At 37.7% G+C, this 16,747-nt stretch carries 9 protein-coding genes; 5 read left to right on the top strand and 4 right to left on the bottom strand.

The genetic code is table 11. The annotated features are described in order from the left end of the window. Nucleotides 1–49: 49 nt before the first annotated feature. From ACNQGH_RS05470 to ACNQGH_RS05460, 3 genes are read right to left on the bottom strand one after another with little or no spacing between them, the layout of a single operon-like run. Nucleotides 50–1,555, bottom strand: coding sequence for a rhamnogalacturonan acetylesterase (locus ACNQGH_RS05470; protein WP_417954977.1), 1,506 nt, complete (start codon nt 1,553–1,555; stop codon nt 50–52). Between the two features lie 17 nt (nt 1,556–1,572). Beyond that, the gene (locus tag ACNQGH_RS05465; protein WP_417954976.1) at nt 1,573–4,440 is read right to left on the bottom strand and encodes a glycoside hydrolase family 2 protein; all 2,868 of its coding nucleotides are present in this window, start codon (nt 4,438–4,440) and stop codon (nt 1,573–1,575) included. 22 nt (nt 4,441–4,462) lie between these two features. After that, nucleotides 4,463–5,830, bottom strand: a complete 1,368-nt coding sequence (locus ACNQGH_RS05460; protein WP_417954975.1) for a rhamnogalacturonan acetylesterase — start codon at nt 5,828–5,830, stop codon at nt 4,463–4,465. 199 nt (nt 5,831–6,029) lie between these two features. On the opposite strand from ACNQGH_RS05460, the gene ACNQGH_RS05455 reads away from it, so the two are divergent. The 5 genes from ACNQGH_RS05455 (at nt 6,030) to ACNQGH_RS05435 (ending at nt 15,213) form a co-directional block, all read left to right on the top strand. Then, nucleotides 6,030–7,490: a glycoside hydrolase family 28 protein gene (locus ACNQGH_RS05455; RefSeq protein ID WP_417954974.1), complete on the top strand. Its 1,461-nt coding sequence runs from the start codon at nt 6,030–6,032 to the stop codon at nt 7,488–7,490. 129 nt (nt 7,491–7,619) lie between these two features. Then, complete coding sequence (locus ACNQGH_RS05450; RefSeq protein ID WP_417954973.1) at nt 7,620–8,357, top strand: SDR family NAD(P)-dependent oxidoreductase; 738 nt, start codon at nt 7,620–7,622, stop codon at nt 8,355–8,357. Between the two features lie 20 nt (nt 8,358–8,377). Then, complete coding sequence (uxuA, locus tag ACNQGH_RS05445; protein ID WP_417955008.1) at nt 8,378–9,544, top strand: mannonate dehydratase; 1,167 nt, start codon at nt 8,378–8,380, stop codon at nt 9,542–9,544. Between the two features lie 135 nt (nt 9,545–9,679). Further along, on the top strand, nt 9,680–13,309 hold the full coding sequence (locus ACNQGH_RS05440) for a DUF4450 domain-containing protein (RefSeq protein WP_417954972.1): 3,630 nt from the start codon (nt 9,680–9,682) through the stop codon (nt 13,307–13,309). Between the two features lie 32 nt (nt 13,310–13,341). Next, nucleotides 13,342–15,213: a rhamnogalacturonan lyase gene (locus ACNQGH_RS05435; protein WP_417954971.1), complete on the top strand. Its 1,872-nt coding sequence runs from the start codon at nt 13,342–13,344 to the stop codon at nt 15,211–15,213. 139 nt (nt 15,214–15,352) lie between these two features. Here the strand turns inward: ACNQGH_RS05435 and ACNQGH_RS05430 are convergent, their stop codons facing one another. Next, on the bottom strand, nt 15,353–16,393 hold the full coding sequence (locus tag ACNQGH_RS05430) for a GntR family transcriptional regulator (RefSeq protein ID WP_417955007.1): 1,041 nt from the start codon (nt 16,391–16,393) through the stop codon (nt 15,353–15,355). Nucleotides 16,394–16,747: the final 354 nt, after the last annotated feature.

Below are 16,747 nucleotides of genomic sequence, written 5' to 3'. Positions count from 1 at the left end.
AGAAAAGCTTTGATTAGGTCTTTTTTAGTGTAAGACATTCTCATTTAAATCATTTCGCAGGAATCTCAATGTACTCTTTAAGACTGCATTCCTTGATTTTTTTGAGACTCTCGGCTACCGACAGTGCATTAAGATTTGCTCCTTCAAAACCAGTATGGGTATGATCTTTTGGGAAAAATGCTTTTACTTTTTCTTTTCCTAAAGCTTCGTATTTCAAGGCTACTATTTCGTTTAAATCGATATAAAAAGCACCGCCTTTTGTAGCCGCTACTTTAGACCACTCCCCGTAAGTATCCGCTCTTCGTTCTACTTTATCGTTTGGCCATTCGTTTCTTGGAGTTTGACTCAAAACGATTGGAATCGCCCCTTTTTCTTTAGCTTCTTTAATAAACTTTTCCATATACCATCCAAAAGTATGCACGGTTTCGGTTAAACTGTCCCGGACCACTTGTTGCGTTTCATTGCTATTTCCTTTAAGAGATCCTCTGAACTTTTCTTTATCAATCGCTCCGGCATCATTATGGCCAAACTGCATGAGTACAAAATCTCCCGGCTTTAATTGATTTTTTATCGCATCCCATAGTCCTTCTTTGGTAAAGGTTCGTGTGCTTCTTCCTCCTCTGGCTTTATTGATAACTTCCACTCTTGTTGTATCACAGTAGGATGGAAATGCCATTCCCCAACCGATGGCCATTTCGTTTGAATTGTTAGCCATGGTGGAATCGCCAATTAAGAATACTTTTTTCTTTGCAGGAATTGTAATCTTAGGACTGTTTACAATGTAATTTTTTAAAGAATTGTTGGACTGTTTTAAGGCGTTGATGATCACTGAGGCAGAAAGTACCGCTCCCTTAGCCGAAGTATGGGTATGGTCTCTCTGATAAAAATAAGTTCCGGTTACTTTAGCTTCGCCTAATTGCTCCATTTCGATGGCCATTTTATCATTTAAATCGATAAAAGTGGCATTTTCCTGCTCTGCAATCTGTTTAGCCCATAAACCGTATGAAGTATTGTTACGAGGTACTTTCCCGTTTTTCCAATCATTTCTTGGAATAGAAGAACAAATTATCGGAATGGCACCTTTAGACTTAGCATCGGTAACTATTTTTCGGATGTACCAACCGTAACTATGCACTATTTCATGTTTACCGGTAAGCATATTGTCGATTTCTTCGGTTTCTTCACCAATTCCTTTGATGGTTCCTCTGGCTCTGGAATTATCATTTAGAGGGCCATCATCATTATGCCCAAATTGAATCAGCACATAATCCCCTTTTTTGAGGGACTTAAAAACAGGTTCCCACAAGCCTTTATCCTGAAAAGTTCGGCTGCTGGTTCCGCCTAAAGCATGGTTTGAAACGGTAACTTTTGTGGTGTCAAAAAATTGACCAAGATAGTCTCCCCAACCCCATAATCCACCGTTGCCTTCTCCACTGCCATTTTTTACAGTTGAATCTCCAACCGTATAAACAGTAGGTTTGTTTTTTTTCTTTTCTGTAAAATTAAACAGTAAAAATGCTAAACAGATAACAGCAAGTATTTTAATCAATTTCATAGTAAAAGGTGTAAATTTTATTTTTCAGTTAATGCTCTAAAATCAAACCAAAGATTCATTGAAATCCCATCGTCCCCTTTTTTGATTCGAATACTGGTAGGCTGACTTTGAGGGCCTTGTTGTTCCAGGGGTTTGAAATCTCTCATAGCAGGAATTTCATACATAAAGGAGATATCACCTTCTGGGAAATCCGGCTGAGGGTTGCTACCCGGGAAACCATTCTTTGGTAAATCCGGAGTAAACAAGCGTAAAAATACATTTTCAGATTCGCTAAATACTTTAAATGATGCCGCACCAGCTTTTAGATTTGCTCCCAATAAATTAGCGTGATATCCTTTAAATTCTGGATAAATCAAATTTTCAAAACTTTCACCAGTTATAGTGGTATTGTAATTCTTTTCCCAAACCCCATAAGTAGTTCCTTTGATTCTATTTTTCCACACGTGATACGGCCCTCTTCCAAACCATTTAATGCCGGTGACGCCTTGTTCAGGGAAGCTAAATGTAATACCGAGGGCACTAATTTTATCTTCAAAATAAGCTCCGTCAAAACCACCAGCGTTCTCGGCATTTTTCAAAGCTACTAATTCCATTTTAAATCTGCCGTCGGCTTCCATAATCCATTTTATCGAAGCTAAGCCGCCAGAATATGAAACTGTACAGCTTGCCTTGTCTCCTTCCTGAGAAAGTGAAACTTCCTTCACTTTTGCTTTCATTCCGATAGGACGGGGCCCTTTTGTTAGCGGAATTATTGAAGTTCCGTTTTTAACTGTCAAGATTTCTCCTGAGCCACTGTCTAAAGTTACGGAAATATCGCTTCCTTTTAAAGTAACTTCATTAGCTGTGCGTGTTGCTGTGGCTTTTGTTTTTGTATTTCTAGTTACTAAAAATTTAGCAGCATAAAATTTGGCTTTATGAATAGGCCAGGTCCAGGTATAGATTTCTTTTCCATGGATGTCGTTCGCTGTTATCGACAAAACATCTCCTTCGAAAAAATTGGCTGGAACTGCGAGTTTGATTGTATGAGTTTCTCCAGGTTCAATACTTGGAATTTCAATTTTTCCGGAACTTATTTCTTTAGAAACGGCATCTGTATAAAGAATAGTGGCATCCGATTTTATTACTTTATATTGCATCGTACAGGAATTCAAATTACTGAAAAGATAATCATTGGTTATTAGAAAGGAACCATCAAAAGCGGCTGTTACTTGTTTTGTTCCAAATTGAATGGGGGCCCAAACTTCTTTTACTGTATAATAACTGCCTTCTCTTTCTCTGTGAGGTCCTAAAATTCCATCGGCAGCTAAGGAGCCTTTCGAGTCAAATTTGACATCGCCTGTCCAATCCGAACGCTTTACCGCTTCATCCAAAAGCGCCCACATAAATCCTCCTGCAAACAATGGGCTTTCTTTATAGCGATTCCAAAAATCTTCTAATGCTGCTCCATGTCCATTGTCATAGGTACCGTGCATAAATTCTGTGGGGAAAAATACATTTTCTCCACTATTAAAACGATGCATGCCCGTTAAATAAGTAGGGTAGTGGTGCGTATCCCAACCATTAAAATCAGCCCAGGGATGAATAACAATTCTTTTTTGAGGATCATTTTCAGCAAAAACTTTATCTACATCGTAATTCCAGCCGCCTTCGTTGCCATTGTCCCAAATGATGACAGACGGATGGTTGACATCCCGAGCAACCATTTCGGTAACCAATTTTGTTCCCAATTGGGTATCGTAAGAATTTTGCCAACCTGCTAATTCATTCAAAACAAAAAGCCCTAAGGAATCACAAACTTCTAAAAAATGTTCATCCGGCGGATAGTGACCACGCACGGCATTCATATTCATATCTTTCAACAAGTGGGCATCCAACAGACTAATGCGCTTACTGGTACTTCTGCCAGACTCCGGCCAAAAAGAATGACGGTTGATTCCTTTCATTATAATTTTTGTGCCATTAACATAGATGCCGTCTTGTTTTTTAAAGTCTAAGGTTCTAAAGCCAATTCTTTTTTCCAATTGGTGAAGTACCGTCCCGTTTTGTTTTAAAACAAGTTCTAAGTTGTATAAATTGGGCGTTTCCGGATTCCATGGTTTAACGTTTTGCCATTGCACAGCTATACTTTTGTTCGCGCTTTTTGCTTTAATTGGAAAAGTAAAGGAAGGGAAATTTTCTCCATCAAGACCTTTAAGCGTAGATTCTACAATGGTGTTTTTAGGAATGCTTTTAAGGTTCATATCAATAGTGATTGAACCGTCCATTTTTGGGTTTACCGCAATATGTTGAATCTGTGTTTTAGGAGAGACCTCTAACCATACTGGACGATAAATGCCGCCAAATAACCACCAATCGGCTCTGCGTTCTGCAGCATTAACCGATTTATTGGACGAATGTTTCCATACATGAACCTCTAAAACATTTTTGGCTCCAAACTTTAATAAGGATGAAATATCATATTTAAATTCATAAAAACCTCCCTGGTGTATTTCTCCCGCTAATTTTCCATTTACCTTTACTTCAGTATCTGTCATGGCTCCGCCAAAAGCAATTACAATATCTTTGCCTTTGTAATCGTTAGGAACTTCAAATTCATATTTGTAAAGACCTTCTTCTTTGCTTGGCTCTTTTTGATTTAGTTCTTTGTACCATCTGCCATATGTATATTCGCCAAATTCTTCCAATTCCCATTGGGAGGGAACATTTATTTTAGACCAAGTCTTACTATTGTTTCCATCGGTGCAATAGAAATCCCATTGTACCGGATGTTCGAAATCTTTTCCGGAAAGAAATACTTTGTCGGTTTGCTGCGCAAAATTATTTACAGAAAAAAAAATAGAGAGCACTACTAAAAAAGTAGCGTGAAAGGTGTTTTTAAATAACATAGTTTTAATAATTCAAAAATGATTAATTACCATCTGGTTTTACAACTTCAAAACGGGAACTCATGGGTAGGGTCCAGGTTGCAAAGTAATTTGGCTTTGTTGGATTATAAGCAGGGGCCTGTCTGGTTATGTACTGTTTTAAAGGAATTGTAAGCTCTCTTATTCCTTTAATTACACAAAGCGCAATTTCATTGGCTCCAAAACTATTAAAATGGGTATTGTCCTCTAACGCATTATTTTGTCCTGGAAAAGTATTTGCCGGGTATTGTACAAAAGCTTTTCTAGACCCGTCATCTCCCCAACTTTCATATAGTTGGGTAGTCATTTTAGTAAGATCAATGAGCGGTACGTTGTTTTTCTGTGCAACGGCACGCATTGCATCCGGAAAATCTCCATGAGTGGGTTTCAGCGTTCCGTCTTGATTAAAAAAGCGTCGTTGGGTTGGAGTGGCTAAAATAGGAATAGCTCCTTTTTCTCTGGCGGACTGAACAAATTCTGTCAGTAAATCGGAATAGGCTCGCCAGGGTCCATTTTGTTCTCCTTTTATTTTTTCATCATTATGACCAAATTCAACAATCAAATAGTCTCCAGGTTTTATCAAAGATAGGATCTTTTTTAATCTACCACTGGCTTTAAAAGAACTCAGGGAAGCGCCTGAAACAGCATAATTCGCTACTACAACTGAGGTGTCAAAATACGGGCTAATAAATTGCCCCCAAGAAGCCCATGGCTCCAAATCCTGATCCGTAACTGTAGAATCACCGGCCAAAAACACAGTAGTCAGCGTAGTCATGGGTATGATTTCAATTTTCTGAATAGCAACAACTCCCAGAAATTCCAGTGTCAGTTTGTCATCCCAATTGAGATCTCCAAGTTCTCTATCTTTAAGACTGATAGCAGTGGTGTCGTCAATTTTTGGCGTTCTTACATTTACATTAAACGTTTTGGTTACCTGACTTCCTTTCTTAACTGAAAGTTCTCCAAGCAGTAATCTTCTGGACTCCGCCTTTATGGTAACCTTAGTTGCTTTGTCACTACTGCCCATCGTAACCTTAATCCTGTAATTGCCTTCAAAAAGCTTCACTGAAAAGTAAGTCGATTTTTCGGCAATAAAAGCAGTGGTACCGATTTGTACATTTTGAGAAGAATTAAAATCAAATCCATACCCTCTTTTTGAATCATATTGTAATGGAGCATCGATGCGTGTGCCTGTTTGCGATTTTCTCTTAGTCCCAAAATAATATAATTGGGCCTTGGCGGCATTTGCGACAGCAGATCGAGTCTCTTCTTTTGAGATGGGATTGCCGCGCTCTTGTAAATGCTTAGCGAAAAGTTCGCTAGGCATATAACATAAAAAAACAACTAATACTATGCTTCTAATATTTGCCAAGGCTTTGGGATTTAATTGAATAGATTTTCAAAAATAACAGTTACTCGTTAAAATACTATCCTGTACTATCATGATGAAAAATAAGTGCTGAATTGCACTAATCTACGCATTATACAAATTTGTGAAATCAGGTAGGTACAGGATAGTATACCAATAAAAAACAATGAACTTGGCCTGCTAATTAGTAAATAAAAACAAAATGAGATCCATTTTTATTTTTTCTGTGGTGTTAACTACTATGAGTCTCTTTTCTTGCGGGGTCAAAAATGCCAGTGCTGCAAAAAAAGAAAAATTCACAAGCAGTACCGGTTCGCCTTTCTGGATTAATAAGGTGGGTTATAAAGCAACTGTTTTTAAGGAAAAAAGTTATTCTGTAAATGAATTTGGAGCAATTCCAGATGGGAAAACGCTAAACACCGGAGCTATTCAAAGTGCAATAGATGCCTGTTCCAAAGATGGAGGAGGTATCGTTACTTTCCAAAAAGGAATTTATCTGACAGGCTCTTTATTTGTAAAAGAGGGAATTCATTTTAAAATTGACAAGAATGTTGAAATTAGAGGAAGTCAAGATATTAAAGATTACAAACAAATAGATACCAGAATTGCAGGAATTGAAATGAAATGGCCCGCTGCCTTAATCAATGTGCAGAACCAAAAAAATGTCATCATTGATGGAGAAGGAATAATTAACGGTCAGGGAAAAGTGTTTTGGGATTACTACTGGGATCTCCGCAAGCAATACGAACCTAAAGGATTGCGTTGGATTGTAGATTATGATGCGCAGCGTCCCAGAACTATTTTGATCGCTGATTCTAAAAACATTTCATTAAAAAATCTTAACATTCAACAAGCCGGTTTTTGGACTGTACAAGTGCTGTATTCGGAATACATAACAGTTGATGGTGTTACAATAAAAAATAACATTGGGGGGCATGGTCCAAGTACTGATGGAATAGATATCGATTCCTCCAAGTGGATATTAGTACAAAACTGTGACATTGATTGTAATGATGACAACTTTTGTTTGAAAGCGGGCAGAGACTGGGATGGTCTAAGGGTTAATAAACCTACTGAGTATGTGGTCATCCGGGATTGTATCGCTCGCAAAGGATCTGGTTTATTGACATTAGGTAGTGAAACCGCGGGAAGTATTCGTCACGTATATGCTTCAAATATAACAGGTGACGGAACTTCAAACGGATTGAACATAAAATCGGCTTCCACTAGAGGAGGTACAGTAGAAGATGTTCTTATGGAAAATATAAAAATGGAAAATATCCGAACCTTTTTACAAATATCCATGAATTGGAATCCAAGCTATAGTTATTCTAAACTTCCTGACGGATATACTGAAGAAACGTTACCTGAACATTGGAAAAAGATGTTGACCAAAGTAGCACCAGCTTCTAAAGGAATACCCCATTTTAAAAATATTACACTTAAAAATATTGATGTAAAAAAAGTTGGCAAGGCTATTAGTGTTGAGGGAATGGCAGCATCAACCATTGAAAATATTACTTTGGACAATGTTTATATCCAAGCGGGAACGGCAGGAAGAATTGCTTATAGCTCCAATTGGGCGCTGAGAAACGTAGCTATCGAAACCAATGATGGCTCTAAAGTAAGTGTAGAAAACTCCACTAATATAAACTTTCGATAAAAGGGGAGAATTAAAAAAATAGGGTTATTACCTGTAGTTTATGTTGATGAATTTGTAGTTGGAGGAAAAGAATGATGACCGCAATGCCGGTTTATCAAAATTAAATAATGCAGGATACAACTCAATAAAATGAATACAAAAACAGCAATTGTTACGGGAGGTAACTCCGGTTTAGGTTTTGCAACAGCAAAAAAATTATGTGATAATGGTGTTAAGACCTTTATCATAGGAAGATCTAAAGATAAAACGGAAGCGGCTTGTGCGGAAATAGGCCCAAATGCAGTCCCTGTCATTTTTAATTTGAATAATTTGACGGAAATTCCAACAATGATAACTGGTTTAGCCAAAGAAGGCAACATCGATATTTTGGTTAATAATGCCGGAATCAATCTAAAAAAAGATTTCATTGAAGTAACCGATGCCGATTTCGAATCCATTCTCCATACTAATATAAAAAGTGTTTTTGCAATAAGCAGAGAAGCTGTCAAAGTGATGAAAAATCACGGAGGCGGAACTATTATCAATATCAGCTCTATGGCTTCCCAATATGGTTTACCCAAAGTGATAGCTTACACAGCAAGTAAAGGTGCTATTGAAGCAATGACAAGGGCAATGGCGGTAGAATTAGCACAATATGGTATTCGGATAAATTGTGTAGCTCCTGGTTTTATCAGAACAAAAATGTCTGCTAAGGCTTTAGACAGTGATCCTGAAAGAAAAAACAAAGTGCTTTCAAGAACCCCAATGGGCATTTTAGGTGAACCTTCAGATATCGCTGACGCTGTATACTATTTTGCTTCCAGCGAATCAAAATTTGTAACAGGAACAATTCTTCCTGTTGACGGTGGAAACAGTATTGGATTTTAATAAACGAAGCAATGAAACAAATGCAACAGACAATGCGCTGGTTTGGTCCAAACGACACCATCGCTTTAAGAGATATTAGACAATGTGGTGTGACAGGAATTGTTACCGCACTGCATGAAATTCCTGTTGGCGACATTTGGACCATCGATGCCATTGCAGCACGTCAGGAAATTATCCGAAATGCAGGAATGCAGTGGACCGTAATTGAGAGTTTACCTGTTCATGAGGATATTAAAAAAGCAAACGGCAACTACTTAGACTACATTGAAAACTATAAAATCAGTCTAAAAAATATCGCTGAGTGCGGCATCAAGGTGGTGACATATAATTTTATGCCGATTTTGGATTGGGTCCGAACCAATCATGCCTTTGAAAATCCGGATGGAAGCAAAGCGCTACTTTACAACCAGGTCGCTTTTAACTATTTTGACCTCTTTTTATTAAAAAGACCAAATGTCGAAAACGATTATTCGGACGAAGAAAAACAAGTAGCATTAGCTTACGGCAATACGCTTTCGGATGCTGAAAAAGAATTGTTGTTTAAAAATGTGCTGCTAGGATTGCCGGGAAGTAAAGTCAATTTTACAGCAGAAGAAATTTTAGCTTTACTGGATAATTACACCCATATTGATGACGATACACTGCGAGCCAATTTGATTTTCTTTTTATCCGAAGTTGCTCCTGTTGCTGAAGCATTAGGGGTAAAACTAGCGATTCATCCAGATGACCCACCTTTTTCGGTTATGGGATTGCCAAGAGTAGTTCGAAATGAATCTGACCTAAAACAGCTATTTGAAGCGGTTCCAGTTAATGCCAACGGACTTTGTTACTGTACTGGTTCATTGGGCGCAGATGTAAAAAACGACTTAGAAAGAATTATTGACAACCATGGTGACCGTATCCATTTTTTGCATTTAAGAAATATAATAAGAGACAACGCAGCTGTTTTTAGGGAATCGGAACATCTTCACGGGGATAATCCTATTGAAAGTATAATGGAGAAATTGATTCTGTTAATGCAAAAAAGAAAGGTCAGTTTACCAATGCGTCCCGACCACGGTTTTCTACATTCCATTGAAGATGGGAAAGAACAATATCCCGGCTATTCATTAGTAGGAAGACTCAAAGGACTGGCTGAATTACGAGGATTAGAAATGGGAATTATGCATAAAATTAAACAAGGATAAAATAATTTCGATTACTAAAATAATTCAGCATACTAAAGACTAAAATGACATTTTCAATCAAAAGAAACTTACTTATAACTGCATTATTGGTGCTTACAACAGTAAACAATTGCTATGGCATAAACCCTACTAAGTATGAAAATAAATAGTCAAATTCTGGTTTTCCTCTTTTTTCTGTCATCAATAGGAACAATTGGTCAGGAAAAAGAGCCCTGGCACGGTATTTCCCGTAAAATACATTATGCTCCGGAAGGCAATAGCTTTGTATTAAAAAATGGTTCGCGGAAATTTAACCGGGCACTTTATGGCACTAATTCCGGATTTAGGGTTGAAGCCGGCGATTTACCTGAATTTGCACTATACATGCCCGGGATGGGCGGAAATTTTAAGCTTGGTTTTGCTAAAGGAGCAAATAGCAAATGGATTACCGAGGCTAAAACAATAGATGCCCGATACACGCTGGGAATCATGCACTATAAAATTGAAGACCCCCTTTTGGAAAACGGAGTGCTGTATATTGCCATTGTTGCTTTAAAAGAAGGCGAAGGTTTTGCATTAAAAGTTACCGGCACTATTCCCAAAGGCATTTCCCTGATATGGGCTTTTGGGGGAGCCAGTGGAAAAAAGTTTAGCAGAGACGGAGATATTGGTGCTGATCCGGAATCAGTATTCTATTTACAACCGAATTATTGCATCAATAATAGCTATACGCTAAAAAAAGAATCATTCCTATTGGAGTATGGTTCAGAAAGTAACAAGGAAAAAACAGGCAACAACAGAAGTCTAATTGGTATACATCCTGATTCCAAAACACATTTGGCAGCTGCCAGTAAACAAAACACACCGCTCGATCTTTACAATTCCACTCCAGATTCATTAGCTGTCGTGATCGGGAAAATAAAAAACATTCCACCAACAGGCTTATATTGGATGTTGGAAAACAATACCAATACAAAATACAAGAGTCAAAAGGCACTCGCCGATGTTTTTAAGAAATCCGTTGAAGAAACACAACGGCTAGCCACCCGAGTTACCGTGGTTACGCCGGACCCTTACATTAACACTTTGGGAGGCGCATTAGCAATCGCAGCAGATGCCATCTGGGAAAGTCCGGCTTTTCTGCACGGAGCAGTGGCTTGGCGCATGCACTTAAATGCTTGGAGAGGCGCTTATGTAGCGGATCCATTGGGATGGCATGACAGGGCAAAAACTCATTTTACAAGTTATGGGAATTCACAAGTAACCGTGCCTTTAACTGGCCCTGTAGTATTTGATACTGTCAGAAATTTAGCAAGGCAAAAAGAAGAAATGGGAACCTCCATGTTTAGCAGCGGCTACATAAGCAGACAGCCCAATAAAAACACCATTGCCCATCATTACGACATGAATTTGGTTTTTATTGATCAATTGTTACGTCATTTTAAATGGACGGGAGACACCACCTTCATGAAAGAAATGTGGCCTGTAATTGAGCGGCATTTAAAATGGGAAAAAAGAAATTTTGACAGCGACGAAGATGGCCTTTACGATGCCTATGCTTCCATATGGGCAAGTGATGCCTTACAGTATAGCGGGGGAGGAGTAATCCATTCTTCAGCCTATAATTACTATGCCAATAAAACGGCGGTGACTATTGCCAAAATGCTGCATCAGGATGCGCAGCCTTATGAAAAGGAAGCCCAAAACATTTTCAAATCAGCAAAAGAACAACTTTGGATATCTAAAAAAGGGATTTTTGCAGAATACAAAGATGCACTAGGAAATAGACTATTGCATGAGGCTCCCGGGATTTGGAGTATTTATCATGCAATAGATGAAGAAATTTCGAATCCGTTTCAAAACTATCAAATGCTTCGGTATGTTGATACTAAAATTCCTCATATTCCAATCATTGCAGGGGGACTAGACAGAACAAATCTTTACACCATCAGCACTACCAACTGGCAGCCCTATACCTGGTCTATCAATAATGTGGCACTGGCCGAACAACTGCATACTTCGTTGGCTTTTTGGCAGGGAGGACAAGCAGAAACTGCGTTTACCATGTGGGAAAGTGCTTTAATAGAAAGTATGTATATTGGGGCATCTCCGGGTGGATTTGAGCAACTGATGTTTCATGATGCCATAAGAGGAGAGTTATATCGTGATTTTGCGGACCCCATTGGTATGGCAGCACGCACACTTGTTGAAGGACTTTTTGGTATTCAACCTGATGCGCTTGCCGGTATTTTGACTATTCTACCGGGATTGCCGGCCAAATGGAATAATGCAGCTTTGGATATTCCCGATATTTCATTTTCTTTCACGAGAGAAAACGATACAGATTCCTATACCATTAAACCCAATTTTGCAAAAAAAATGGAATTGAAATTTGTGGTGAATGTTCCCTACGAAAATATAAAAAGGGTATTGATAAATGGAGAAAAAACGAATTGGACAAGCACTTCAGATGGAATAGGAATGCCAAAACTTGTTGTACAAAGTCCTTTTAGGGAAGAGTACAAGATAGAGATAATTTGGGAAGGAGAACATTTGGAACAGCTTAAAGTAAAGAAAACATATAGTACTGATGACGTTATAAATCTGCGAACATCTCGCTCGAAAATCATTGGGGTATATGATCCGCAATCCGCTTTGAGCGAAACCCTAAAAACAGCTACCGAGTGGAAAGGGAATGTAAAAGGAAGTGAGGATAAAACCTTTTTTGTAAAGCTCCAGCAGGGAAATATGATTTGGTGGAATCCAATAGATATTATCATAAAACCTAAAATCGAAGGAAATCCAATACAGTTGAATGGTGATACACTTATTTTTGCTTTAAAAAATAATTCTCAAAATAATATCAAGGGTGATTTAATCTTCCGTCCCTATGGTACCGCAATTTTACAAAATGTTGCCCTCCATAAAAATAGGGACACTACCATTGCTATTCCTGTTCAGAATTTAGTTCCCGGTACCAATGCTATAGAATTAAGAACTGACGATGGCGAAACACATAAAATTTCATTTACGGATTGGGATATTCCGATAAAAAAAGAACAGCGATTTGAAGTAGTGCCGCTATCGAAAATTTTTAATGCAAAGGTGACTGATATTTTTAATTATAATTATTTATCTCCCCGACCGCAAACGCCTACTTTGCAGCTTCCCACTCAGGGCATAGGGAATTGGTGTTACCCAAATATAGCGGTCACGATCGATGATTCCGGATTGCGAGAAAAAGCAAAAACGAACCAGCAGGTTATAACGCCTCAGGGTATTTCATTACAAACACCTTCCGATTCCAATCAAAAAAATATTGCAATTACATCATTGTGGGACAACTTCCCTGAAAGTATAAGCATCCCTTTACAAGGTAATGCTTCCCATTTGTATGTTATGGTCACCGGTACGACCAACCCAATGCAAAGCAGGTTTGTAAATGGGGAATTAGTGGTCAGCTATACTGATGGCAGTAGGGAGGTTTTGCTTCTTAAAAATCCTGAAAATTGGTGGCCAATAGAGCAGGACTATTTTTCTGATGGTTTTGCATTTAGCACTAATGCTCCCAAACCGCCGAGAGTATACTTGAAATCAGGAATTATTACACGAAGTTTTGAAGACTTTAAGCCAATAAAGGGATATAGTAATTTTGGGATCGACGGTGGTGCTGCAACCATTTTGGATCTACCATTAGATAAAAGCAAAAAACTGGAAACACTTACCTTAAAAACAATCGCTAGCGATGTGGTGATAGGTTTAATGAGCGCGACTCTTATTAGATAATAAATAACAAAAAAACACTAAAGATGAATTCTATGTCAAAGAAACTATATTTATTGCTCTTTCTATTTCTTTTATCAGGAGCTGCTGCATTTAGCCAAAGGCAAATGGAAAACCTGGATCGAGGTGTCATCGCCGTAAAAGAAAAAGGGAATTTTTATATTGGTTGGCGCGTTTTAGGAACAGATCCGCAGCATTTGGCTTTTAACCTGTATCGAAAAAGTGGCGCTAAAAAAGCGGTACGAATCAATACCAGCCTCATTACCGGTGCCACTAATTTTATGGATAACTCCGCCAGCAGTCAGGACGAAAATACCTGGTATGTGAAAAGTGTTCTAAATGGAGTAGAAAAAGAAACAGTAGGAAGTTTCACCATTGCCTCAAACAGTCCTGATAAACAGTATTTGTCGATTCCCATAAAAGAAAAAAAGGGTTACATAGCCAATGATGTTTCTGTAGGTGATCTCAATGGTGACGGGCAGTATGATTTAATAGTTCATTTAACAGGCAGGGGACGGGACAATGCTTCTAAAGGAATGACCGATCCGCCCATTTTTCAGGCTTATACTTTAAATGGCGCTTTTCTTTGGGAAATAAATCTAGGTATCAACATCCGTGAGGGGGCGCATTACACTCAATTTATGGTCTATGATCTGGATGGAGATGGTATTTCGGAATTGGTGTGCAAAACAGCTGATGGATCGATGGATAGTGCCAACAAAATAATTGGGGACGCTTCTAAAGATTGGAGAGATGCCAATCCTGAATCTGCAACCTATGGGAAAATATTAAAAGGGCCCGAGTATCTTTCTGTTTTTAATGGAAGAACCGGAAAAGTAATAACAACGACTGACTATATACCTGAAAGAGGCGACATTGGTGCTTGGGGCGGAAAAGGAGGAAACGGTAAAAATGACGCTACAGGAAATAGGGCAGATCGCTTTACAGCCTGTGTAGCCTATTTGGATGGTGTGCATCCAAGTGTAATAATGTGCCGGGGGTACTATGGAAGAACCGTTCTGTCCGCATGGGATTTTAAAGACAATACATTAACTTCGCGATGGGTATTTGATAGTAAAAACGGAGATAATTTATATTCCGGAATGGGAAATCATGGGCTTTCCGTAGCAGACGTAGATAATGACGGAAAAGATGAAATTATTTTTGGGTCGATGTGTATTGATGATGATGGAAAAGGATTATATACTACCGGTTTTAGACATGGTGATGCGTTACACGTAAGTGATCTTGATCCGGATGTACCTGGTTTGGAAGTTTTTGGAGTACACGAAATTGAAGAAGGTACAAAAGGTCCGGGAGTTGTCTTATTTTCAGCAGAAACAGGAAAGGTATTGTTTACTGAAGCACTAAATGAGGACGTCGGCAGAGGTGTTGCAGACAATATAGATTCAACAAGAATCGGTGCTCAAATGTGGTGGTCAGGAGCTACGTCCCTATACGATATTAAAGGAAACAGCGTTGGAGAAGTCCCTAGGTCTACGAACTTTTTAATTTATTGGGATGGTGATGCTTCAAGGGAGTTACTCAATTCTAATTATATTGACAAATACGGCAAAGGCCGATTGTTTACCGCTGAAGGAGCGCTATCCAATAATGGAACTAAATCAACACCTGCGCTGTCTGCCGATATATTTGGAGATTGGAGAGAAGAGCTGATTCTGAGAAGCTCAGATAACACCGAATTACGCATTTATACCACTACTATTCCCACTGATATAAGGCAGTATACCTTAATGCATGACCCGCAGTACCGACTGGGTATTGTTTGGCAAAATGTAGGTTATAACCAACCGCCACATACCAGTTTTTATATGGGTAAAGGAATGAAACCTGCCCCAAAACCAAATATAGAACTGGTACCTTTCCCTCAATCTATAAAAAAATAATTAAGCTTTTCGGTTGATGCACTTTTTGAAGCAGGAGTCCTGATTTATGAAACTCCTGTTTTAAAGATTGAAGTAGTTTCGTGAAAGTATTACTACTCCAGCTATTGAATTGATACTGTTTGCCAGAATAACAAATAACTTAAATAGAATTCCTGTCGATGAAATTGAAAGGTACTTTTATTTTACCTTTTTCTTTATTGATGATCATTCTGGAAGCACTTTCGCCCATTACTTTAAAATCTGTTGAAATAACGGTTATTCCAAGCAGCTCCTTTAATGGAGTGTCGTTATAGGAGATAATACCAATGTCTTTTCCCAAAACAAATTCATCGTCCCTTACCTGCTTTACTAAATTAACCAGATCAGATTCTTCAATGGTAATAAATAAATCCCCTTTTTTAAGAATCATATCGTCGTACACCTCATTAAGAATTTCAAAATTAAGAGCATGTTCTATGCAAAATTTCTTAAATCCGTGTAAAATTCTTCTGGGATAGGGGTATACTGCATTTTCAGGATAAATTAAAATTAATTTTTTATAAGTGACTATTTTTGTAAGTCCTTCCTTTAAAGCATTGTAAATATCATTTTCAAAATCCTGATAAATTTCAATAATTTCACCGTCCATTCCAAGCTTAATATTATCCATAATAATCAGCTTTTCTTTTGGCAACCTTTTAATAGCTTTAACCACTTCGTCAGTATAACTGACATGTTTCAAATTTTCTGTTTTGAAATGTGGCATTATAACATAGTAGTCGTAGGCTCCTTTATTTTTGTCCAATAAGTTCAAAAACAAGGTTTCGTCACAATGATAAATAAGCAAATCTGTATTGGAATTTGCACCGATGCTATTAACAAAAGAGTTGTAAGTTGTCATTTTATAAGGGCTCAACTTATTAATTAAAAATAGAATATTTACCTTCGAGATTAGTTTTGTTCGGGTTATATAATAGCCCTTGCCTCTAATGGATGAAATTACTTTTCGCTCTTTTAAAATATTGTATGCCTTTTCTACGGTATCCCTGGAAATATAAAAATCCTCACTAAACATATTAATTGACGGGATTTTTTGATCTATTTTGAGATTTCCAATGGAAATATTAAAGATAATAGAATCTACGATCTGCTTGTATTTAGGCACTCGTGAATTTTCGTCTATCTTAATAAATTTAATCATATCCATATTAAATAAATTACATCCCATACTACAGGTATTTAATTTTTAAATTATTGGCATTCTGTTGAGACACTAGTTTTTCGACTAAAAAAAATAAGTGTTGTTACTTCTTATTTTCCTCATTTAGAAGTTGTGGTTTAAAGGAAATAATTTAGCAGCTAAATCTTACTGTAGTATCCATCCTTATCCCAAACAACCTTTTCTACAAAAAAAATACATTTTCATTTTGATGCAATCGATTACACAAATATAGATTTTTAATATTAAATCACTATAATAATATCACTATTATTTTAAATTTTAGATTAAATAAAGAGATATTATAAAAAAAGTAGTATTAAATTATGAGATTAC

The organism is Flavobacterium kochi (genome assembly GCF_048286715.1).
In the GTDB taxonomy this organism is placed as follows: Bacteria; Bacteroidota; Bacteroidia; order Flavobacteriales; family Flavobacteriaceae; genus Flavobacterium.
The sequence above is the reverse complement of the archived record's forward strand: the minus strand, read 5'-3'. Positions and strand labels throughout refer to the sequence as shown.

Coding starts and splice junctions, on each gene's coding strand:
- ACNQGH_RS05470 (WP_417954977.1), bottom strand. CDS start 1,555: ATGAAATTGATTAAAATACTTGCTGTTATCTGTTTAGCATTTTTACTG.
- ACNQGH_RS05465 (WP_417954976.1), bottom strand. CDS start 4,440: ATGTTATTTAAAAACACCTTTCACGCTACTTTTTTAGTAGTGCTCTCT.
- ACNQGH_RS05455 (WP_417954974.1), top strand. CDS start 6,030: ATGAGATCCATTTTTATTTTTTCTGTGGTGTTAACTACTATGAGTCTC.
- ACNQGH_RS05450 (WP_417954973.1), top strand. CDS start 7,620: ATGAATACAAAAACAGCAATTGTTACGGGAGGTAACTCCGGTTTAGGT.
- uxuA (WP_417955008.1), top strand. CDS start 8,378: ATGCAACAGACAATGCGCTGGTTTGGTCCAAACGACACCATCGCTTTA.
- ACNQGH_RS05440 (WP_417954972.1), top strand. CDS start 9,680: ATGAAAATAAATAGTCAAATTCTGGTTTTCCTCTTTTTTCTGTCATCA.
- ACNQGH_RS05435 (WP_417954971.1), top strand. CDS start 13,342: ATGTCAAAGAAACTATATTTATTGCTCTTTCTATTTCTTTTATCAGGA.
- ACNQGH_RS05430 (WP_417955007.1), bottom strand. CDS start 16,393: ATGATTAAATTTATTAAGATAGACGAAAATTCACGAGTGCCTAAATAC.